Below are 20711 nucleotides of genomic sequence, written 5' to 3'. Positions count from 1 at the left end.
CGCCGGTCACCGTCGTCTTCACGGTGTCCTTCAGGCCAACGATCTCGATTTCCTCGCCGACCTTGACGATGCCGCGCTCGACGCGACCGGTCACCACCGTGCCACGGCCCGAGATCGAGAACACGTCTTCGACCGGCATCAGGAACGGCTGGTCGATCGGACGCTCCGGCTGCGGGATATAGGCGTCGACCGTCTTCATCAGCTCGATCACCGCGTCATGGCCGATCTCGGGCGAGACGTTGTCCAGCGCAGCCTTGGCCGAGCCCTTGGTGATCGGGATGTCGTCGCCCGGGAAGTCGTACTTCGACAGCAGCTCGCGGATCTCCATCTCGACCAGCTCGAGCAGCTCCGCGTCGTCGACCAGGTCGACCTTGTTCATGAACACCACCAGCGCCGGAACGCCGACCTGGCGCGCCAGCAGGATGTGCTCGCGCGTCTGCGGCATCGGGCYGTCGGCAGCCGACACGACCAGGATCGCGCCGTCCATCTGCGCCGCACCCGTGATCATGTTCTTCACGTAGTCGGCGTGGCCGGGGCAGTCGACATGCGCATAGTGACGGTTCGCAGTCTCGTACTCGACGTGAGCCGTCGAGATCGTGATGCCGCGGGCCTTCTCCTCAGGCGCCTTGTCGATCTGGTCATACGCCGTGAACGACGCACCGCCAGACTCGGCCAGAACCTTCGTGATCGCAGCCGTCAAAGACGTCTTGCCATGGTCAACGTGACCAATCGTTCCGATATTGCAGTGCGGCTTCGTCCGCGCAAACTTCTCTTTGGCCATGACACCTTTTCCTCGACGACGGCCATCCCCGGCCGGAAAACGGGGTCGCATTAGGGGGTTTTGCGCGTCGATGCAAGCTGTGGCGGGCGAGATGACGCCAGCCGCGCACCGCGTCACCCCAACCGCATGCGTCCTGCGCTCAGGGCATCGTCACGAGACCGCCGCCCTCAGTGAGCCGGCACTGGAATCTGTTCGCGAGAAAGCTCCCCGTCCGTGGCCTTGGCGAGCAACCGCAAGCCGGCCAAGGCCGGAGCCCCTAAATGCCCCTCACGAACCACGCCCCCGCCACGGCTACTCGCGCAGGAGCCAGGCGGAAAACGACGCGGAGGCACTGTCGATCGCCTCATACGCTGGATCACCCCGGATCTGGTCGGCAATGGCGAGCGCARCAAACCCGATGAGGATTCCCACGGGCGTGGCAGGCACGACCGCAGTCGATGCAGCCCTGACGCCAGTCAGGTTAGGGTATTGCGTCAGCGGCCGCCCCGTCACCCCATCGAGCACGATCACGTCCGCGCTGAAATTCGCCTGCCCACCGGGAGCTATCAGCGACCTCACCACGACCTTCAGCTTGGCCGCGTGCTTGCCCGAAGGCTGTTCGGTAAAGCGCTTTCGGAAGCTGTCGCGAGTGATCTGCGCCAGCGTGCTGTACATCTGCGTCCGAGCAGCCGCGCTCCGGCTGAGAGCCATGAATTTCTCATCCCACGCAGCCTCCTCCGGCGTCGGCCCATTGCCCGCTCCGGCAGGATCACGCCCCAGGGAAACGGGACGGGTCGATGCCGGCATCTGCGTGCCGGCATAGGCCATTCCAGCCTTCGGCCAGACTATGGCTGTCTGGCCGTCGACGGGCTTTGGCGTTTCGACGATAACGTCGACGATCCTGAGATCGCGTATCTCCGAGAAGGTCAGTCCTCGGTCCGGCGTAACGCAGCCGGCAAGCGCCGTGCCCAGAACGGCTGCAAGCAGAAATCGAATCATGGCGTCGAAATGCCCCCTGCGCAAAATGCGACTGGCGGGCGTTAACGATCCCGAAATCATTGCGCCAGTTGAACCAAGGTATTGGGCACGCAGGAAAACCGCCCCCGTGCCGGCACTCGCCTCGCCCTATTGCGAAGATACGGCGTGCGCCCCGAACACCCGCCGATAGCGGCCGACTTCGCCTGGCTCGCCCGAAGCCTTGTCGGGATTGTCGGAGAGCTTCACCGCCGGTTGGCCGTTCACCCGCGTCACCTTGCAGACCAGCGACATCGGATCGAGCGCGCGCGAACCGTCCGGCGAGCATCCGACGAGATCGTTGGTGAGATCGGTGCCCCAGCCGAAGGCCATGCGCACCTTTCCATCGAAATGCTGGTAGACCCGTTCGATCGCGGCGACGTCGAGCCCATCCGAGAAGACCAGCAACTTTTCGCGCGGATCGCGCCCCTTCTCGCGCCACCAGGCGATGATCTGCTCGCCGGCGGCTATCGGCGGGGCACTATCGGGACGGAACCCAGTCCAGTCCGCAACCCAGTCGGGCGCGCGCCGCAGGAAATCGGTGGTTCCGAAGGCGTCAGGCAATGCGATCAGCAGATTGCCGCCATAGACCTTGCTCCATTCCTCGAGCACACGGTAGGGCGCACCCAGCATCGTCTCGTCGCTGTCTGCCAGCGCCGCGAGCACCATCGGCAGCTCATGCGCGTTGGTGCCGATCGCCTCGAGATCATTGTCCATGGCGAGCAGCACATTCGATGTGCCCGTGAAGCGTGGGCCGAGCCCCTCCTTCAGCGCCTCCACGCACCAGCGCTGCCAGAGATGCCCATGGCGGCGCCGCGTGCCGAAATCCGAGAGGCGCAGTTCCGGCAACTGCTGCAGACGCTCGACCTTCGCCCACATCTTCGCTTTGGCGCGGGCATAGAGCACATCGAGCGAGAAGCGCTTCTGACCAACCATCACCCGGCGCGCACGCAACTCGTTGATGATCGCCAGGGCCGGCACCTCCCACATCGTGCTGTGCGTCCAGGGGCCGCTGAAATGCAGTTCGTACTGGCCGTCCACCCGCCTGAGCTCGTATTCCGGCAACTGGAATTCGGCGAGCCAGGCCAGGAAATCCGGCGAGAACATCTGCGTCCTGCCGTAGAAGCTGTTGCCCGCGAGCCAGATCAATTCCTTCTTGCTGAAGCGCAAACCGCGGGCATGATCGAGCTGCGCCCTGAGCTCGTTCTCATCGACAAGATCGGCAAGCCGGATATGGCGGGACCGGTTGATCAGCGAGAAGGTGACTTGCACATCCGGATGAAAGCTCCGGATCATCTGCAGCATCAGCAGCTTGTAGAAATCCGTATCGAGCAGGCTGCGAATGATCGGGTCGAGCCGCCAGCCGTGGTTGTAGGTTCTCGTCGCGATATCGGTCAGGGTCATGCGGCGCGCGTGTCCGTGCGGCTGAAGGGCCGAAAAGAACTAGGCGAGATCGCGAGCCTTGAACATCCACCCGAATTCGCGTCGGGGGCGAGCGGCGTGCAGGGCAAAGCCCGGCCGCAGGCAAACGCTCTGCACGCAAATGGTGATCCCGCAGAAGCCAAAACGGGGCGGCCGCGCCATCCTCGCGCTGACGCAAGTCTCGTCGAAGGCGAACCTGCCGCAGGCAGCAATGTGCGGGGTCAGGGCTGAGGGGCACCACCAGACATGGCGGGCGGCGTGCGTCCGCCCCTCGGCCAGTTCCTAATAGCGCTTCGCATAATAGCCCGAGGACGAATAGACCGACTGGCATTCAAGCCAGTACATGGATTGAACTGTCCGATTGACCGGAATCGCGCAGACAGGAGCAAGCTGCGCAGCCCTCTCTTGCGTCACCTGGCAGCCCGACAACACAATCCCGCAGGCGATCAGCAGGCATGCCCGTTGAACCGTTCCCATCGTCCTGTCTCCTGTTGCGAGCTATATTCGACAGCTTCGCCGCCAACAGATCCAATTTGTCCTGTTACCCGGCAGCGCGATCTCGATAGCCATGCGAGGCACAGTAATTTCTTAGATAGACGTTTTCTCCGCCGAAGTTGAGGGATTTATCGTTCGATAACTCCACATTTTTTCGATATTCCACGCTGCGGCACCCGCCCGCGCGCCGAAACGTCATCGTGTCCTGTTATCGATAGAGAACAGGCCGGGACCTGACCATCCGGGCCGGACATGGTCCGGCTCGGCTGTCGACCCCGGGCAGACACCAGTCAACGATGACGATGCAGGGCGAACGGAAGGTTCTTCTGCTTGTCTTCTATCTTCTCGTCGAGAAGAGCATCAAACCGATCATAGTCGAGGCGAAGCTTTCCGAAAAACTCGCCCCCCGTGTCAGCGCTCGATAAAGGCACGTTGCAGTTGATCGGAGATCGGCTTCAGCAGGTAGCTCATCATTGTGCGGCTCCCTGTCTGCATGAAGACCTCCGCCGGCATCCCCGAAACGAGCGGCGAGTCGGCCAACCGGCGACGTTCATCGTTAGGAAGGGCGACCCTCACCGTGAAAAACGGAGCATTGGTCTGCTGGTCGCGGCTGATATCGGCAGAAACATACGATACGACACCCGTCAGCTGCGGTGTCACACGTTGGTTGAAGGCGGAAAAGCGGATGAACGCCTTCTGACCCGACCGCACCTGGTCGATGTCGTTGGGCTGGAGCCGCGCCTCGACCTGCAGATCGTCGGAATCCGGCACGACTTCCATGACCGTGTCGCCGGCGCGGACGACACCGCCGATCGTGTGCGCGGCAAGCTGGTGAATCACGCCCGAGGTCGGTGCACGAATATCGATCCGGTCGAGGAGGTCTCGCGCGGAAACGCCACGCTCGACGAGCTCGGCCTCCTTGCCCCTGGCCTCGCCGAGTTCCTTCACGACATCGGTCCGAAAGTCCTGATCGATCCTTACGATCTGAAGCTGTGCCTCGCCGATTTTTGCCTTTGTCTCGGCGATTGCCGAGATCAGTTGCCCCCGCTCGCCCTCGATACGTGCGGATTCTCGCTGCAGGGTCGTAAATCGCGTCAGCGGCACAAGCTTCTTGTCATACAGCGTCTTGATTCCAGAGAGTTCGCCCCCGATCAATTCCAGCTGGCTTGCCTTGGATTTGAGCTGGGCATCGAGGCCTGAAATCTCTTCGCCAAGCTGCGCGACACGACTTTGCAGCAAGTCCTTCTGGCTTTGCCGCGCATTCGCACGAGCCTTGAACAGCGACTCTTCCGACGCCAGGAGCGCGTTGACACCGGTCTCTGCCGATCGCGCGGCCATCTCGGGCGGCGTTTCGATCTGCGCGTGAGCGTCGCGCTCGGCCATCAGCCGTGCAATCCGAACCCGGAATTCATCAAGCTGCTTGCTCACCACCTGGAGACTCGCCCGCGCCTGGGTTGCATCCAGTTGCAGCAGCAGATCGCCAGCGTTCACCCGCATGCCATTATGGACCGGAATCTGCGCGACAATTCCRCCGGTCGGATGCTGGATCGCCTTGACGTTCGATTGAACGACCAGATTGCCGGGAACGGCGACCGCGCCGGCCAGCGGCATCAATGCACTCCACGCACCGATCAAGACTCCGCCACCGATCAAAACCCGAAGGCCAATCCTGAGCTCGCGGTTGAACGCGCGTTCGACCCGCGACGCCAGAGTATCATTCCGGGCATCCGCCGTGCCAGCCGTCAGCTCGGCGCGGCGCCTGTCGATCAATCGGTCACTTGCCGGCGTAGCCGCGGCGTCGCTTCCCCTGGGGTGAACAGTCGATCGGGATGTATCGATATGCAACATTTGCCGTTGAGCTCCATTGGCCGACGCGACATGGGCTGGCACGGGCGCCAACGGCGTCGGGTCGACAGGTGCGATGGGCGGGCTGAGATGCGCCGGAGGCTGCGTGGGGCCACTGCGGTTCACGAGGGAACGACCTCGGCAACCTGTGTCTGGCCAATCTGGTTCGCGCTTGACACTGTCGCAGGTCGGCGCGTTGCCACGGTCTTCTCTGTGTGAACGCGCGCAAAGATCTCGTCGCGGGGGCCGAATGCAACCGTCTTGCCCTCGTGGAGGACCATCGCCATGTTCAGTTCGGAGAGAGCGCTGGGACGATGCGAGATGACGATGACAATGGATTTGTCGCGACGCAGGATCTGAATGGCGCGCGCTAATGCGCCTTCCCCCTCCGCATCAAGATTGGCATTGGGCTCATCGAGCACGACGAGGAACGGATCACCGTAGACCGCGCGCGCCAATCCAATCCTCTGGCGCTGCCCCGCCGAGAGCGACATGCCGCCTTCGCCGATGCGCGTTGAATATCCCTCCGGCAAACGCAAGATGATGTCGTGCACGCCCGCTATCTGCGCGGCCTTCAAAATGGCCTCGGACGTCGCCTGATCTTCAAATCGGCAGATATTTTCTGCGACGGTGCCGTCGAACAAGGCCACATCCTGCGGGAGATAGCCGACATGACGCCCCAGGTCCTCATTGCGCCACTGATCGATCGCTGCGCCGTCAAGCCGCACCACGCCATTGCTGACCGGCCAAATTCCGACCAGGGCCTTCGACAGCGAGGTTTTTCCCGATGCGCTCGCGCCGAGAAGCGCCAATCCCATGCCCGCCGTGAGCGAAAATGAAATATGCGAGACGATCGCTTTATCCGTGCCTGGTGCGGTAACGGCGAGGTCCTGAACCAGGAGTTCGCGGCAAGGGCGCGGGAGCATCACCGGTGGCGCGGGAGGAGCAGCGGTCACCTTGAGGATTTCGCGCAAGCGGGCAATGCTCTGACGCGCAGCGACAAGTTGTTTCCAGCTGCCAAGCGCCACCTCGATGGGCGCAAGCGCCCGCCCCATCATGATCGACGAGGCAATCATGATGCCCCCCGACGCCTTGTCGGTCACGACGAGATAGGCGCCGATGCCCAACATCCCGGATTGCAGCACGTAGCGGAGAACCTTCGCAGCTGATCCGAGATTGGCATAGACGTCGCTGGCCCGGCCATTTTCGCGCAGACAGCGTTCATTGGCCTGCGACCAACGCGCCGTGAATCGGTCCTGCATTCCAAGCGCCCGGATCACTTCGGCATTTTGCCGGGTCGCATCCGCCAGGACCTGGCGCTGCGCGCTGCTGTCCATGGCGGCCCTGGCTGCCCCACGCGACACGCGCTCGGTCAACACTGTCATCGCAATGATGGCAACGGTCCCAAGCACGGCCGTGACGCCAATCGCCGGATGGAACAGAAACAAGGCGATGATGAAGATCGGGATCCACGGCATGTCCAGGAACGCCGTCGGCCCCATGCCCGACATGAACGCCCGAATCTGATCCAGATCGCGGAGCGGCTGCTGCATCAGGATGGGCTTCACGCCGCGCAGAGGAAGCGTGGCGAGCGCGGTGTGGATCGCTTCCTGCAGGCCGACATCGAACAGCGTTCCGACGCGGGAGAGCATGCGCGAGCGCAGCGCGTCGGCATAGCCTTGAATGAGATAGGCCAGCAGAACCACGAGCGAAAGACCAAGCAAGGTCGCGATGTTGCGGCTCGGGATCACCCGATCATAGACCTGCAGCATATAGAGTGAGCCAGACAGCATCAGCAGATTGATCACGCCGCTGAACACGGCGATTCCGGTCATGCGACGCGCACTGTCGCGCAACCCGCGTGCGACCGGATCGTCAGATGCCGGTATCGAGCGCCCCTCAGATATCGTGCCGGATTGAAATATCTCTGGTCCGTAGCTTTGAGCGAGACTCATGCCTCTTCTGCGCCTTTTTGTCCGGCCGATACGTGTCGGCGATCACATGTGCTTGACGGGCGATACCGCCCCATTTTCCGGCAAGAATGCGCCGGTTCCCGTCAAGCCGCGCGGCGCGATGAAGCGACCGCCATGAGCGAGACACAGAGCCGGCTCGGGCAATCCAAGGCAGGTCGGCTAAGGCAGGTCGGCTAAGTCCAGTTTGCCTGAACGCGGCAGGTTGGCCGTGAGCAGGAGAGGCCACGAAGCGCCGGACATGTCGGAACCACAGACCGGCTTTCAAGGCAAAGGTGTCGTTGCCGGCGCTGAAAGGCGACGGGACGCTTCCGGAGTTGGCGCGGCAGTTCGACGTCCGCGCCAATCAGATCACGCAATGGCGGGGGCAGCGCTGCTTTCGGGCGCCAACAATGACGTCCTCCCGTCTGCGGCCGCTCGGCCGAGTCGGCTTCCAACACCATGGATGAACCAGGAGTTGGAAGCCTGCCCGCGCGACGTCATCCCCACATGTGATGGAGATGATGTGCCGTATCGACAATCGGTGAATGATGGATGTCGGCTGTCGCGTGATCGTGTGACGAAGGCGGGGCAGCGTCAGCGACCGTACCCGGAGGTGTCGGCGTTGGTTTCGGATCAGCGGCTGCGGTCGCGGGCGCAGTGACCGCCGTCGACAGCACCTGGGCCACGGTCAGGCCATCCGGGTTGAAATGGCCGCCGGTTATCGGAATGTTGTTGCCACCCACGTCTGCGGCATTGTCGTGGATGACCTCGRCAGCTGCCGTGACCAGGGCAGYATCGCCGGTCTTGAGACCTTTGATCATCGCATCGACTTCGGCCCCGAGCGTGCTGCTCGGTGTCAATTCATTGTCGAAGCGTGCCCCGAAGATCCCACCCTGCGCCAGATCGAACTTGGTTGCGTTCTTTTCGAAGGTTTGAAACTCGCTGATCAGGGCATTGATCGCATGCGTATCGCCCGATCCGACAAGTTGTTCTGCCCGCTGGCCCAGCGAGTTGCCTTGCGCGATGAAGTTTGCCCAGAAAGCCGTTTGAGCGGCATTGTCCTGATATCTCGGGGTTGGATTGAGAGCGTCAGGAAATTGGGAAAAGCCCGATACGCCTCCCTGGCTGGCCAAACCAGCCAGATTTGCATCCCCCTGGATGATATCGATCATGTCCAGGATATTGTCGTTGCTGCCCCGGCCGGCGTCCGGGTCGATGCCAGCCTGGTTGATATAGGTGATTTCGAGTTGCGCCTGCCTCATGACGGTGTCGGCATGAATGCCGGTGAGACCCTCGAACTGCGCGGGCTGCGCGTCGATCAAATGCTTGAGGCCGCTGACGACGGCGTTCATGTCACTGGTGATGATCGCCTTGTTGTCCGAATTGACACCGCCGAGAATGCGATTGGCCGCATCGTTGAAGATGGCACCGATCTGGGCCAGGGTGGCATGAGGCGCAGTCGCCGCAGTCACGCCGTCGGGTAGCGTCTCCGGCGCCGCGAGAAATCCGGTCGCGCCATTCTGCGTGGCCAAGGTCGAAAGCGTGTGATCGTTATTGACGGTATCGAGGATTTCGAGATGGCTTGCACGCAGAGCAGCCTCGGCATTTGCGACGCTGCCGAATGATCCGCCGCCATTCACGGATGCTGTCGCGGCCGAAAGCGCGGTCGTGATATCGGACAAGACCGTCTGGATATGCGTGAGCGTGTCGCCGGAAAATTGACCTGCCTTTATCTCGGACTGGAGACCGCTCTCCACCGCTTTGAGGTCGTCCACATATCGCACCACGCTGCCATGGCCTTGGCCGCCTTCCTCGACTGCGTTTTGCCATAGGCCGCCAACGAGCGCGCGGGTCGCGTCGTTGAACGTGGCGCCGAGATCCGAAAATTCCGGAGCAGATGAGGTGGGGGGAGTGGGCGTCTCGGGCGGTTGGGGCGGATTGTGATCACCGTGCTGGTGATGGTTGTCGTGTCGTTGATGCGTATCATGCGCGAAGCGAGCCAAGGCGGTCTTCCCTCTCTCTGGGTGCCGTGAGCGATAGCCACGGGTGGGGGAGCGTCGTGTACCAAAACGGTACGAGGCGGCCGGAAGATTGTTTACCTTCATGGCGTCAATCAGCCGAGATCGAGGCTAATCTGCGCAGAAGCAAAGGCGATTGGCCGACGAACTTGTGGCGAGCCAGGTCAGATACCACCTGATCGAGGCGCGAGCCTCGGACACGCCGCCATGGGCGCGCAGATGGACCTCTTCAACTTTCATTGATCGCCGGAGGCGTTAGACGAAGACGTTGGCGCGCCAGGCGTCTCTGCCGTCCATGCTGATCTTGACGCTGGCGCCGATAAGCAGAGCGGTGAACTTCCGGCTGGTGAACCGCGGACCTGATGCGTGTTGGCGATGTCAGGCTYGCCATGGCGAGCCATCGCTTCTTCGACCGTCTCGATGCAGAACGCGACATCCATGGTGATCGACAACGCCCGGCCAGAACCCGGCGTCTGAACCAATCGACGACAGCCCTCAGGTAGACGAAGCCGCGCGCCATGGGGATGTAGGAGACATCCATTTCCCGGACCTGATTAGGCCGCGTAACCGGCTGCTTGCGCAGAAGGTGGGGGAAGATCTTGTATCCCGGCGCCGGCTTCGAGGTGTTCGGCCGGCGATGGAGCACCTCGCCGTGTTCAGGCAGGAGCTACACTTATCCGACCTGTCTGGATGCACCGAGCCGGCTCTTCGCCATTCTGAGGCGAGAGTGTTGGAGCGGGTGAAGGGAATCGAACCCTCGTATTCAGCTTGGAAGGCTGCTGCTCTACCATTGAGCTACACCCGCGCCGGGTGCGACACCGCCTGAACGGCGACATCAACATAGACAGGACACGGTGGTGGGGGAAGCAGGACTCGAACCTGCGAAGGCATAGCCAGCGGATTTACAGTCCGCCCCCTTTGCCGCTCGGGACATTCCCCCGCCGTGTCGTGGACGCGCGCCGTGAAGCAACGTTGTCCAAGCGCCTGTTTCACTTTCGTGACGGGCAACAGGTGCGGGCGGACTTATGGTGACCGGGCTCCGGCGTGTCAACGGCAAAAAGCCGGTTCACCCACGTTTCCTTGTATCCGTCCCCAGCCCCTTTCCGGGGCCGGCATGGCCAGAGCCTCAGAAACCAACTGTAATCCAAGCCTCGATGAAATCCGCGCGCGCCTCCACGCTCAACCGCGGTACCTCGCACAGCCGGTAGCCATAATCGTCATAGGCCGCGACCATCGCCTCGTAGGTTCGCTCAGCCTCGGCGAAATCCTGCTTGCGCTCCTCGTCCTGCCCAAAGATCTCGCGCCAGGGCGGCGCGACGAAGACCTCGCTTCGGTAGCGGAACCGTCTTGCCGCGTTGTCCACATGCGCGGGAACACCAAGTCCCGAGAGCCTCAGATAACCCGCGATATCGGGAACCCCTCGATCAAAAATGACCAGCCCGGCCTGCTCCCTCGCAGCCTGATGGGAGCGCAGCTCCCAACTCAGCATCAGCTCGGCGAAGAGCTCGCGATCGGCCCAGGGCAATGCCTGTCCCTCGATCGCCACCTGATCGCGAATGATGGCGCGGCCGGCTTCCGGAGACGTCGCAAATCCTCGCTTTGAGAGCGCCTCGATCAACGTCGTCTTGCCGGAACCGGGCCCACCGGTAATCACGACGAAGCGCTGGATATCCTCGGTCCTAGCCATCCCGTTCCCTCTCAATCCCTCTTGCCTGCGACAGCGTCCGCTGCTGCTCGACACCGAAAATCCGTCGTCCGGGCTGGCAAAGCGCCGCCCGCCGTGGCAGGGCATGGGCCGTCACGCTTCGGAGGTCCCCATGCCCGCGCCGTTCCGCCCCAAGCCGGCCAGGCCCGGCGGCAAGCCCTTCGCACGCCGCGACCGCGATGCCGGCCCCCCGCCACACCGGCCCGGCGATATCGACGAGGCCGTGCTCTACGGCGTCCATCCGGTCATCGAGGCACTTCGCAATCCCAATCGACGCTTTCGACGCCTCCTCGCCACGGAGAACGCCCTGAAGCGGCTGAGCGAGGAGGTCGGCACGCTGCCGCTCGAACCCGAGCTGGTCCGCCCGTCCGAGATCGACCGCCTGCTCACTCCAGATGCCGTGCATCAGGGCCTCTATCTGGTCTGCGATCCCCTGCCCTCGCCTGATCTGGACAGCCTTCCCGACGATGCGATCGTGCTCGCGCTCGACCAGATCACCGACCCGCACAATGTCGGAGCGATCCTGCGATCGGCCGCCGCGTTCGGCGCTGCCGCGGTGATTGTCACGATTCGCCATTCTCCGGCAGCAACCGGCGTGCTGGCAAAATCGGCATCCGGCGCGCTCGAGCATGTTCCGCTGATCGCCGTGCGCAATCTCGGCGATGCGTTGGATCAGCTTGGCAAGCGCGGCTTCCAGCGAATCGGCTTTGATTCGGAAGGGGCGACTGCCTTCGACGAAATCGCCCTGCAGCGGCCACTCGTCATGGTGATGGGTGCGGAAGGGAAAGGCCTGCGTCAGCGCAGCCGCGATCTCTGCGACCATCTCGCAAGGCTGGAAGTGCCGGGTGCGATCACCAGCCTCAACGTCTCAAACGCCACCGCGATCGCGCTCTATGCGGCAAGCCGGCGGCGCTGACACTCAGCGCCGGGGCACATTGCGGATGCGGGCGCCGTCCTCGTCGCGGGCATAGCTCCCCTGCTCGCCGACACGGATGATGCGCACAATCGGCCGCTGCCGTGAACCTTCCAGCCGGTAGATCACCGGCTCGGGCGTCGGGGGCTGCGGAATCCCCACCATCACCGGCGTATAATCGCGCGAGCGATCGATAGTCCGCTCTGCCTCGCGCTCCTGCAGGATCACGGTGTCGCGGCCGAAATCGGAGGGGGAATACCAGGGGCCGCCGATGAACCCCGGGTTGCCCAGGAAACGTCGGGCACGATCATGCCGGAATATCGGTCCATTCTGGCGCGCCAAATGCCGAAAGCCAGGAGCCATTCGCGGCGCAAAGGACGGCGGCCCGGCCGGCGCGAAAGCCCTGCCTGACCCAGCTGCCACAACCTCGCTGACCGGGCTCAGGAAAACCAGGAATGCCAGCAGCGGCAACGTTGCATGGATGCGCGGCATCAGCGCGCTCCCCTTCCCCGCATCATGTCGGCCTCGCGCTGACTATAGGACAGTCAGCGCCGCACTGCCAATCCGGGAAAATCCGCCGCGTGCGGGAACGAGGGAAAGACCTCTACGCCTTAAGTCTTACGTCGAACGATGCAAGACCAAGTGCTTGATTGCACAACATTTCGCGTCAGCGCATTCCTGTGCAATTGCCGGATTGGTGCAAGCGAAACTTCACCCGGCAGGCAGTGGCATCGTGTCGCAAGAAATCGAGCCACAGGGAAACGGGCGGCCCGGGGGATAGTCCCGATGCCGGGCATTATTCAGGGGAGAACGCCATGAGCATGGCAGCACAGACATCGGGGGCTGCGGCGACGCGACGCCCCATGACGAAGGAAGAGAAGCGCGTCATTCTCGCTTCGTCGCTCGGCACCGTCTTTGAATGGTACGACTTCTATCTCTACGGTTCGCTCGCCGTGATGATCGGCGCGCATTTCTTCTCGGCCTTCGATCCGAATACGCGCGCCATCTTCGCGTTGCTCGCCTTCGCCGCCGGCTTCCTCGTCCGCCCCTTCGGTGCGCTGTTCTTCGGCCGCCTGGGTGATCTTATCGGCCGCAAATACACCTTCCTCGTCACGATCGTGATCATGGGCGCCTCGACCTTCCTGGTCGGCCTGCTGCCGAGCTACAACTCGATCGGCTGGATCGCACCGGTGATCCTGATCGCGTTGCGCATGCTGCAGGGCCTGGCGCTCGGCGGTGAATATGGCGGCGCAGCGGTCTATGTCGCCGAGCATGCGCCTCCGGGCCGTCGCGGCTTCTACACCTCCTGGATTCAGACCACGGCGACGCTCGGCCTGCTGCTTTCGCTGATCGTCATTCTCGGCATCCGCACCACCATGGGTGAGGCCGAATTTACTGCCTGGGGCTGGCGCATTCCATTCCTGGCCTCGATCTTCCTGCTGGCGATCTCGGTCTGGATCCGCCTGCAGATGCAGGAATCGCCGGCCTTCAAGAAGATGAAGGAAGAGGGCAGCGGCTCGAAAGCACCGCTTTCCGAGGCCTTTGGCCAGTGGAAGAATGCGAAGATCGCGCTGCTGGCGCTGTTCGGCCTCACCGCCGGCCAGGCCGTCGTCTGGTACACCGGTCAGTTCTACGCCCTGTTCTTCATCCAGAGCATCCTGAAGGTCGATCTCTATTCGGCCAACGTGCTGATCGCCTGGTCGCTGATCCTCGGCACCGGCGGCTTCATCCTGTTCGGCTCGCTTTCGGACAGGATCGGCCGCAAGCCCGTCATCCTGGCCGGCTGCCTGATCGCGGCGCTGACCTATTTCCCGCTCTTCGGCGCGCTCACCAAGGCAGCCAATCCCGGCCTCGCCGCAGCCCATGAGAACGTCAAGGTTCAGGTCGTCGCCGATCCTGCCAGCTGCGGCTCGGTCTTCGACCCGGTCGGCGTGCGCACCTTCACCCAGCCTTGCGATGTCGCCCGCCGCACGCTCGCCTCGCAGGCGATCCAGTACACCCAGGTCCCGGCCCCGGCCGGCACCGCGGCCAAGGTCACGGTCAACGGCAAGGATGTCGCGATCGATGCCGGCTTCGCCGCCAACATCGCCAAGGAAGCGGTCGCCGCCGGCTATCCCGCGGCGGGCGACGCCCGGATCGTCAAGACCGGCTTCATGAACGCGCTGTTCAACGCCCAGTCGCTGACCATCATCGGCATCCTGACGATCCTCGTCATCTATGTGACGATGGTCTACGGCCCGATCGCCGCCGCCCTGGTCGAGCTCTTCCCGACCCGTATCCGCTACACCGRCATGTCGCTGCCCTACCATATCGGCAACGGCTGGTTCGGTGGCCTGCTGCCGGCGACCTCCTTCGCCATGGTGGCTGGCACCGGCGACATCTTCTACGGCCTCTGGTACCCGATCGTGATCGCGATGATGACCTTCGTCATCGGCATGCTCTTCGTGCCCGAGACCAAGGATCGCGACATTCTCACCTACGACAACAACTGATCGGCCCATCACCGACAGGTACGAGCCCCGCCTCCCTGGAGGCGGGGCTTTTCTTTGGGCAAGCGGTAACCGATCTTGCCCTCGCCGCGCGCGGCTGGTAACCGCATCTGGCTGACCGGGCCGGATTAGCTCAGCGGTAGAGCAGCGGTTTTGTAAACCGAAGGTCGGGGGTTCAATCCCCTCATCCGGCACCACACATCTCTGGCTCGCTTCGCGCGACYGGTTAGCGGCACGAACGTGCAAGSGATGGTGTGAGAGCCTCCGGGCTGGGCGAACGGCCATGGACAGACGGGAACACTTGCTCGCGCTGGCCGAGCGTTGCGAGACGGCCGAAAAGCCCGATCGCGCGCTCGATGCCGATATCTATGAGGCGCTGGGCTTCACCGTACGGCGCAAGCCGAGCCATCTCGTCGGCCGCCGCACGCCCATGGGCGGCATCTATCAGCAGGGTTCGCTCTGGAAGGCGCTCGGCCTGGTCAGCGCTAATATCGACGTCGCGATCAACCTCCTGCGCCAGAAGGCTCCGGAGTGGAGCTGGAGCCTGCAATGCCTGGCCGAGGAGGATAGCGCTGCCTTCCAGGCCCTGGTCGCGGAATGTTCGGGCAACGCCATGCTCGGCTCATTGGCCCTTTGACCGGACGCTAGGCTGCTGCCCAGGCCGAAGACGCGCCTAGGGAGACTGCAATGCCGCCTTTTAGTCCGTCGCGCCGCACCGTGATTGCCGGTGCCGGCGCACTCGCTGTTGCCACCACGTTGGATTTACCCGCCGGGTTCACACCGGCTCAAGCGCAAGGAGCCCCCGTGAATCAGGCCCCCGGATACTATCGCTACAAGATCGGGGACATGGTCCTCACCGCGATCAATGACGGCTTCGCCCGTCGTCAGCTCGAGGGCTTCGTCCGCAATGCCGAACTCGCGGAGGTCAAGGCGGCGATGGCGCAGGCCTTCCTGCCAGCCGATGCCTTGAACATCACCTTTACGACGCTCGCCATCCAGAGCGGCGGAAAGCTCATCCTGATCGATACCGGCAATGGCGATTCGGGCGCGCCGACCTCCGGAACCTGGCTCGCCAATTTCCGTGCCGCCGGTTTCGATCCCAAGGATGTTTCGACGGTCGTCTTCAGCCATTTCCATGGCGATCATATCAACGGCTTCCGCCTGAAGGACGGCACGGCCGTTTTCCCCAATGCCGAGGTCATGGTCCCGGCGGCGGAATGGGCCTTCTGGATGGACGACGCCAAGATGAACGCCGCGCCCGAGGCCATGAAGGGGGCATTTGGCGGCGTGCGCCGCGTCTTCGGCCCTGTCTCCAAGGATGTGAAGCAGTTTGAGGCCGGCAAGGAGATCCTGCCGGGCATCACCGCCATCGCGGCGCCTGGCCATACGCCCGGCCACACCACCTTCGCGCTCAGCTCCGGCACGGCAAGGATGATGGTGATGTCGGACACGACCAACCACCCAGCCCTCTTCGCCCGCAATCCCGACTGGTCCGCGGTGTTCGATATGGATGGCCCGCAGGCTGCCGCCACGCGTCGCAGGCTGCTCGACATGGTCTCTGCCGACAAGATGCAGGTCGCGTTCTACCATGCGCCATTCCCGGCCACCGGCTACATCGCGAAATCGGGCAACGGCTTCGAGCTCGTGCCCGTGCAATGGACCACGTCCATCTGAGGCATGCGGCATCGTCGCGCATCGAGCCGGGGGCGACCCCGGCTCTTTTTATGCCTGCCCTGGCTCGCCCCTTCCGTCACCGCCGTGCTATGCCAACCGCTCCCTGCCCCTGAGCCTGGCTGATCCGGACCCCCTGATGACCGCGCGCTTCGCAGCCATCTCCTTCGTCGCCAGTGAGACGCCAGAGGCCGAAGCCGCGCTGGAGAAGCTCGTCGCGCGCTATGGCAATGCCGATTGCGACAGCGCCGATGTCATTGTGGCGCTTGGTGGCGACGGGCTGATGCTGCAGACGCTGCATCGCTTCATCGGCACAGGAAAGCCGATCTACGGCATGAATCGCGGCTCGGTCGGCTTCCTGATGAACGAGTTCCGCGAGCGAGGCCTGACCAAGCGATTGGAAGCCGCCCATCGCAGCATCGTCCACCCGCTTTCGATGCTCGCGATCGACGAGAATGGCCGGGAATACCGTGCCAAGGCGATCAATGAAGTGTCCCTGCTCCGGCGCTCCTACCAGGCGGCGAAGCTGCGCCTGTCCGTCGATGGCCAGGTGCGGCTGGAGGAACTGATTTCCGACGGTATCCTGCTCGCGACGCCTGCGGGCTCGACAGCCTACAATCTCTCGGCCAATGGCCCGATCCTGCCGCTCGATGCGCCTTTGCTGGCCTTGACTCCGATCGCCGCCTTTCGCCCGCGGCGCTGGCGCGGCGCCCTGCTTCCCGACCAGGCGCAGGTGATGATCGAGGTCCTGGAAGCGCCAAAACGCCCCGTCAGTGCGATGGCCGACCATATCCAGATCGACAATGTCGTCTCGGTCGCGATCGCGATCGACCGCAACATCGACCTCGTCATGCTGCACGATCCCGGCCACAGCCTGGATGAACGCATCCTGCGCGAGCAATTCGGCTACTGACCAGCCGGCGACGACGCCTCAGGCAGCGTTTCGAATATCCGCCTCGTCGAGTTCGACGAGCAGGGACGGATCGGCCTCGACCAGCAGGGCGAGCGCCGCATCATCTGCAAACGAATCCGCCATCAGCCGCGCTTCCTCGCGCGCCGCCTCGGCATCGAGCCGCCGCAGCAGACCGTTCAGCGAATCGGCCTCACTGCTTTCAAGGCTCTCGCAGCAGCTCATGACGCTGGCCATGATGGCGCGGTCGATGCCCTGCGTACCGCTCACCCGTTCGAAGCCGGACATGTTCAATGCGGCGATTGCTGCCGCAAAGGCCGGCAGCAACGAGCCCGGCATGCCGGCCTTCCGATACAGCCCCCGCAAGCTCGCGCCACTCCGGTCCCGGAGGATCGCCGACACGCGAGCGAGCGGCAGACCGGAAAGGGACGAGAACGCCGCCTCCGCCAGGGCCGGCTCTGCACTGAGGAGCGAGCGCAGCATCAACCCCGGCGTCAGCCGGCCGTTCTCGCGCAGGCACTCGACGATCGCAGGCGCATCGCTGTCTTCGCCGCCTGCTGCGAGAGCGACGGCAACCCGCTCGGTCGACTCGCGCGCCAGCCTTGCGCTGCGCTCCGGCGTCAGCCAGCCGCAGCCGGAGACGAAGCTCGCCAACGCATCCGACATCCGCCCTGCAATGGCCTGGCGTAGTCCTGCGGGCAGATCGTTTCGGGCAAGCAGCGCCTCGCGCAAGGCACCGGAGCCGCCCGCGCGCTCGAACATGCGCTCAAGCGAGAAACTCGGCATCCATGCGCTGCGATTGCCTGCCAGGGCCAGCAGCGCTTCCTCGCAGCCGACTTCGGCGAGTGCTGCCGCAACACTGGTCGGCAGGCACGGCCGCTGTGCAATCGCGCGTTGCGCCAGAGCATCCCCGACGGCAGCCGCATCGACCAGGTCCGCCTCGGACAGCACCGGTGAATGCGCCAGAACCAGTGCATTCACGTCGCTTTGCTCGGCGATGAGGTTGAGGATCAGCGCACGCGGCGCACGCGGCGAGGTCGCGACCTCCTCGGCGATGGCGCGGCGAACCAGGGGCGACGGATCGTCGATCAGGGCGATCAGCGCCGTTTCGGCCTCGCGGCGATCCTCGTCGGACATACCGGAGTGCAAATAGGCACCCGCAAGCGCGGCTGCGCCGGAGGCACGGGCTTCGGCATTGGCGGTCCGGGCCCAGAGCAGGAAACGGCGAACGATCATGTGCCGCTCCGCTCGACCATGAAGGCGGAAAGATCGAGCGGGGCACGACGCGGCTTCGCCGCGGACTTGGGTACGGTGTTCCCAGCCTGGGTCAGGTCGAGCGGGCGCGATGGCGGCAAGGGAGCAGTTGTAGCAGTCGGTGGGTTCGCGGGCACCGGTGAGGCGGACGGAGGAGACGGAGCGGCGTCGCTTGCGCCCTGCCGCGGGAAATAGCGGTCGGCCGGATCGAGCGCCGCCAGACGCGAAGCATCGCTACGCGGCGTCGTCCAGAGATTGGCCACCGCCTTGGAGACCGGCTGGCGCGAGCCCTCGGTCGAGAACAGCCCGATCAGCCCCTTGGCCCGGCCAGGCGCCAATGCGGCAGCAATCGGCACCGGCTGGTCAGTGCCGGCCGCGGAGTTGACGCTCCCGGTCGTGGTTGCTGCGGCAAGCTGCGTGTTGGCATGGCTCGCCGCCAGCACGCCGTAGACCTCCTGGGCCGTGCGGGCGCGGCCGGCCTTGTCGAAGAAGATGTTGCGATTGGCCGAAGCGGCCTCGGGAAAGTCCTTGGCTGCGACCCGCGTCGGATCGTTGCCGGCGGCGCGAATGAGGTCGCTCGCGCCACGCGAGCCGAGCACATGCGCCATGTAGAGTTCGCCGGCATTCGGCTGGCGACCGAGCGTCGAGGCAAGCTGGTCGCGGTTCTTCTGGGTCAGTGCCCCGGCCATGACGGCAGCCACCTGCGKATCATTGCGCAGTTGCAGGATCTTTTCTCGCGTCGCGGCGTCCGGCACGCTGAGCCGACCGGTCTCGTCGGCGCTGATCGCATTGGCGTAATTGGAAAGCCCCTGCTTCGGCCCCTCCTGCTTCACCATGGAAAGCCAGGTCTGCTCGATGAACTGGAACAGCCCGGTGGCGCTCGAGGTCTTGGCCTTCGCATCGGGATCAAGCGCCGATTCGCGCTGCGCCGTCTTCAGCAGGTAATCGAAACCGGCACCGCTCCGTTCGGCGCCGTCGCGAATGGCATTGACGACCGGATTGGCCGGTGCAGTCTCGCGCGTCGTAGGCGTAGTGAACAGGAACATGCAGACTCTCGGGCAGCCCGAGCGCAAGGTGCCGGAGCTCCTGTGGAGACTGCCCCGATTATGGTAAGCGAACCGTTAAACACGCGGAATCACCGAGCCGGCTTGAAGCGCCGGAATGCGGCATTGGAGGAGCGTTCATGACCGAGGTGAAACGGCACAAGCGCGGCGGGATCTATTTCGAGGATTTCCAGGTCGGCGCGGTCATCGAGCACGGGCTTACGCGCACCGTGACCCAGATGGACAACATGCTCTTCTCGAACATGACCTTGAATCCGCAACCTCTTCATATCGATGCGCATTTCTGCGCGACCGAGACGGAGTGGGGCAAGCCGCTGATGAACTCCCTGTTCACGCTGGGGCTGATGATCGGCATCTCCGTCAACGACACCACGGTCGRCACCACCATCGGCAATCTCGGCATGACCGACGTGACCTTCCCTGCCCCGCTCTTCGAGGGCGACACCGTGAACTGCGTCACCGAAATCGTCGGCAAGCGTGAGTCCCGCTCGCGACCCGATGCCGGGATCGTCGAGTTCCACCATCGCGCCTTTAAGCAGGACGGCACCCTGGTCGCCCAATGTCGCCGCCAGGCCTTCATGCGCAAACACCCCGAACCCACGACGATCGCGGTCTGACCGGATGCGTTCGCTCCTTTTCGTACCGGGCGACAGCCCGAAGAAGCTCCAGAAGGGCCTGGAGAGCGGCGCCGATGCGCTGATCCTGGACCTGGAGGATTCCGTCGCACTCGACGGTAAGGCCCAGGCCCGCACCATCAGCCTGGATTTCCTCAAGGCGGCTCGCCAGCAGGCGAAGCGGCCCCTCCTGATCGTGCGCATCAATGCACTCACGACCGGGCTCAGCGATGCCGACCTCGACATGATCATGCCGGGTGCCCCCGATGCGATCATGCTGCCGAAATCCGAGGGCGGCACCGATGTCTCGCATCTCGCCGCCAGGATCGCTGTTCGGGAGGCCGAATGCGAACTCCCGGACGGCGCGACGCGGATCATTCCGATCGCCACCGAGACCGGAAAGGGCATCTTCGGCCTCGGCAGCTATGCCGGCGCGACCCATCGGCTCGCGGCTCTGACCTGGGGAGCGGAAGACCTGTCCGCTGATCTCGGCGCCGAGACCAACCGGCTGAGCGACGGCTCCTATGCCGATCCCTACCGCCTTGCCCGATCGCTCACGCTCTTCGCCGCCGCATCCTCGCAGGT

At 63.9% G+C, this 20711-nt stretch carries 17 protein-coding genes, 3 tRNA genes and 1 pseudogene; 8 read left to right on the top strand and 13 right to left on the bottom strand.

All coding sequences use genetic code 11. From position 1 onward, the window contains the following. The 10 genes and pseudogenes from AC1DRP_RS25910 to AC1DRP_RS25865 form a co-directional block, all read right to left on the bottom strand. Window positions 1-781, bottom strand: a 781-nt coding sequence (locus AC1DRP_RS25910) for an elongation factor Tu (RefSeq protein WP_476769943.1), incomplete at its 3' end; no start/stop codon positions are given. Window positions 782-1072: 291 nt separating this feature from the next. Beyond that, on the bottom strand, window positions 1073-1759 hold the full coding sequence (locus AC1DRP_RS25905; RefSeq protein WP_476769942.1) for a hypothetical protein: 687 nt from the start codon (window positions 1757-1759) through the stop codon (window positions 1073-1075). A gap of 126 nt (window positions 1760-1885) precedes the next feature. Further along, a complete protein-coding gene (gene pncB / locus AC1DRP_RS25900) occupies window positions 1886-3178 on the bottom strand; it encodes a nicotinate phosphoribosyltransferase (RefSeq protein ID WP_441506142.1) in 1293 nt (430 codons plus the stop codon). A 924-nt stretch (window positions 3179-4102) separates the two neighbouring features. After that, on the bottom strand, window positions 4103-5539 hold the full coding sequence (locus AC1DRP_RS25895) for an HlyD family type I secretion periplasmic adaptor subunit (protein WP_476769941.1): 1437 nt from the start codon (window positions 5537-5539) through the stop codon (window positions 4103-4105). Window positions 5540-5658: 119 nt separating this feature from the next. Further along, window positions 5659-7371 (bottom strand): type I secretion system permease/ATPase, encoded by a 1713-nt coding sequence (locus AC1DRP_RS25890; protein WP_476769940.1) that lies wholly within the window; start codon window positions 7369-7371, stop codon window positions 5659-5661. 614 nt (window positions 7372-7985) lie between these two features. Continuing rightward, a complete protein-coding gene (locus AC1DRP_RS25885; protein ID WP_476769939.1) occupies window positions 7986-9491 on the bottom strand; it encodes a hypothetical protein in 1506 nt (501 codons plus the stop codon). 174 nt (window positions 9492-9665) lie between these two features. Next, a pseudogene (locus AC1DRP_RS25880) lies at window positions 9666-10155 on the bottom strand (DDE-type integrase/transposase/recombinase); the annotation flags it as partial. 82 nt (window positions 10156-10237) lie between these two features. Beyond that, a tRNA-Gly gene (locus tag AC1DRP_RS25875) sits at window positions 10238-10311 on the bottom strand. A 50-nt stretch (window positions 10312-10361) separates the two neighbouring features. Then, a tRNA-Tyr gene (locus AC1DRP_RS25870) sits at window positions 10362-10446 on the bottom strand. 186 nt (window positions 10447-10632) lie between these two features. Beyond that, window positions 10633-11193, bottom strand: coding sequence for an AAA family ATPase (locus tag AC1DRP_RS25865; RefSeq protein WP_441506146.1), 561 nt, complete (start codon window positions 11191-11193; stop codon window positions 10633-10635). Between the two features lie 130 nt (window positions 11194-11323). On the opposite strand from AC1DRP_RS25865, the gene rlmB reads away from it, so the two are divergent. Further along, a complete protein-coding gene (gene rlmB, locus AC1DRP_RS25860) occupies window positions 11324-12127 on the top strand; it encodes a 23S rRNA (guanosine(2251)-2'-O)-methyltransferase RlmB (protein WP_441491377.1) in 804 nt (267 codons plus the stop codon). Between the two features lie 3 nt (window positions 12128-12130). Here the strand turns inward: rlmB and AC1DRP_RS25855 are convergent, their stop codons facing one another. Then, window positions 12131-12616 carry a hypothetical protein gene (locus tag AC1DRP_RS25855; protein ID WP_441491378.1) on the bottom strand — a complete coding sequence of 162 codons (486 nt, stop codon included), beginning with the start codon at window positions 12614-12616 and terminating at the stop codon, window positions 12131-12133. A 323-nt stretch (window positions 12617-12939) separates the two neighbouring features. Between AC1DRP_RS25855 and AC1DRP_RS25850 the strand changes: the two genes are divergently transcribed. From AC1DRP_RS25850 to AC1DRP_RS25830, 5 genes are all read left to right on the top strand, one after another. Continuing rightward, window positions 12940-14616 carry an MFS transporter gene (locus AC1DRP_RS25850; RefSeq protein ID WP_476769938.1) on the top strand — a complete coding sequence of 559 codons (1677 nt, stop codon included), beginning with the start codon at window positions 12940-12942 and terminating at the stop codon, window positions 14614-14616. A 119-nt stretch (window positions 14617-14735) separates the two neighbouring features. Further along, window positions 14736-14810, top strand: a tRNA-Thr gene (locus AC1DRP_RS25845). A gap of 86 nt (window positions 14811-14896) precedes the next feature. Beyond that, a complete protein-coding gene (locus tag AC1DRP_RS25840) occupies window positions 14897-15250 on the top strand; it encodes a hypothetical protein (protein ID WP_476769937.1) in 354 nt (117 codons plus the stop codon). Between the two features lie 167 nt (window positions 15251-15417). After that, on the top strand, window positions 15418-16287 hold the full coding sequence (locus AC1DRP_RS25835; RefSeq protein WP_441506148.1) for an MBL fold metallo-hydrolase: 870 nt from the start codon (window positions 15418-15420) through the stop codon (window positions 16285-16287). Window positions 16288-16423: 136 nt separating this feature from the next. Further along, a complete protein-coding gene (locus AC1DRP_RS25830; RefSeq protein ID WP_441506149.1) occupies window positions 16424-17197 on the top strand; it encodes an NAD kinase in 774 nt (257 codons plus the stop codon). A gap of 18 nt (window positions 17198-17215) precedes the next feature. On the opposite strand, the gene AC1DRP_RS25825 is transcribed toward AC1DRP_RS25830, so the two are convergent. Both AC1DRP_RS25825 and AC1DRP_RS25820 read right to left on the bottom strand, forming a co-directional pair. Next, window positions 17216-18430: a DUF2336 domain-containing protein gene (locus AC1DRP_RS25825; RefSeq protein ID WP_441506150.1), complete on the bottom strand. Its 1215-nt coding sequence runs from the start codon at window positions 18428-18430 to the stop codon at window positions 17216-17218. Next, window positions 18427-19494, bottom strand: a complete 1068-nt coding sequence (locus AC1DRP_RS25820; RefSeq protein ID WP_476769936.1) for a lytic transglycosylase domain-containing protein — start codon at window positions 19492-19494, stop codon at window positions 18427-18429. Before AC1DRP_RS25820 ends, AC1DRP_RS25825 begins: the two co-directional genes overlap by 4 nt. A gap of 137 nt (window positions 19495-19631) precedes the next feature. On the opposite strand from AC1DRP_RS25820, the gene AC1DRP_RS25815 reads away from it, so the two are divergent. Then, complete coding sequence (locus tag AC1DRP_RS25815) at window positions 19632-20129, top strand: MaoC family dehydratase (protein WP_476769935.1); 498 nt, start codon at window positions 19632-19634, stop codon at window positions 20127-20129. 4 nt (window positions 20130-20133) lie between these two features. Next, window positions 20134-20711: HpcH/HpaI aldolase/citrate lyase family protein (locus AC1DRP_RS25810; protein WP_476769934.1), on the top strand; the 578-nt coding region annotated here is incomplete at its 3' end.

The organism is Allobosea sp. 01N443, from assembly GCF_056399325.1.
Note: the sequence above shows the minus strand (reverse complement) of the source record. Positions and strands in the feature narration are given on the sequence as shown.

What these genes read in the sequence shown, in the direction of transcription:
- pncB (WP_441506142.1), bottom strand. Translation starts at nt 3,178, where the DNA reads ATGACCCTGACCGATATCGCGACGAGAACCTACAACCACGGCTGGCGG.
- AC1DRP_RS25890 (WP_476769940.1), bottom strand. Translation starts at nt 7,371, where the DNA reads ATGACCGGAATCGCCGTGTTCAGCGGCGTGATCAATCTGCTGATGCTG.
- AC1DRP_RS25865 (WP_441506146.1), bottom strand. Translation starts at nt 11,193, where the DNA reads ATGGCTAGGACCGAGGATATCCAGCGCTTCGTCGTGATTACCGGTGGG.
- rlmB (WP_441491377.1), top strand. Translation starts at nt 11,324, where the DNA reads ATGCCCGCGCCGTTCCGCCCCAAGCCGGCCAGGCCCGGCGGCAAGCCC.
- AC1DRP_RS25825 (WP_441506150.1), bottom strand. Translation starts at nt 18,430, where the DNA reads ATGATCGTTCGCCGTTTCCTGCTCTGGGCCCGGACCGCCAATGCCGAA.
- AC1DRP_RS25830 (WP_441506149.1), top strand. Translation starts at nt 16,424, where the DNA reads ATGACCGCGCGCTTCGCAGCCATCTCCTTCGTCGCCAGTGAGACGCCA.
- AC1DRP_RS25855 (WP_441491378.1), bottom strand. Translation starts at nt 12,616, where the DNA reads ATGCCGCGCATCCATGCAACGTTGCCGCTGCTGGCATTCCTGGTTTTC.
- AC1DRP_RS25840 (WP_476769937.1), top strand. Translation starts at nt 14,897, where the DNA reads ATGGACAGACGGGAACACTTGCTCGCGCTGGCCGAGCGTTGCGAGACG.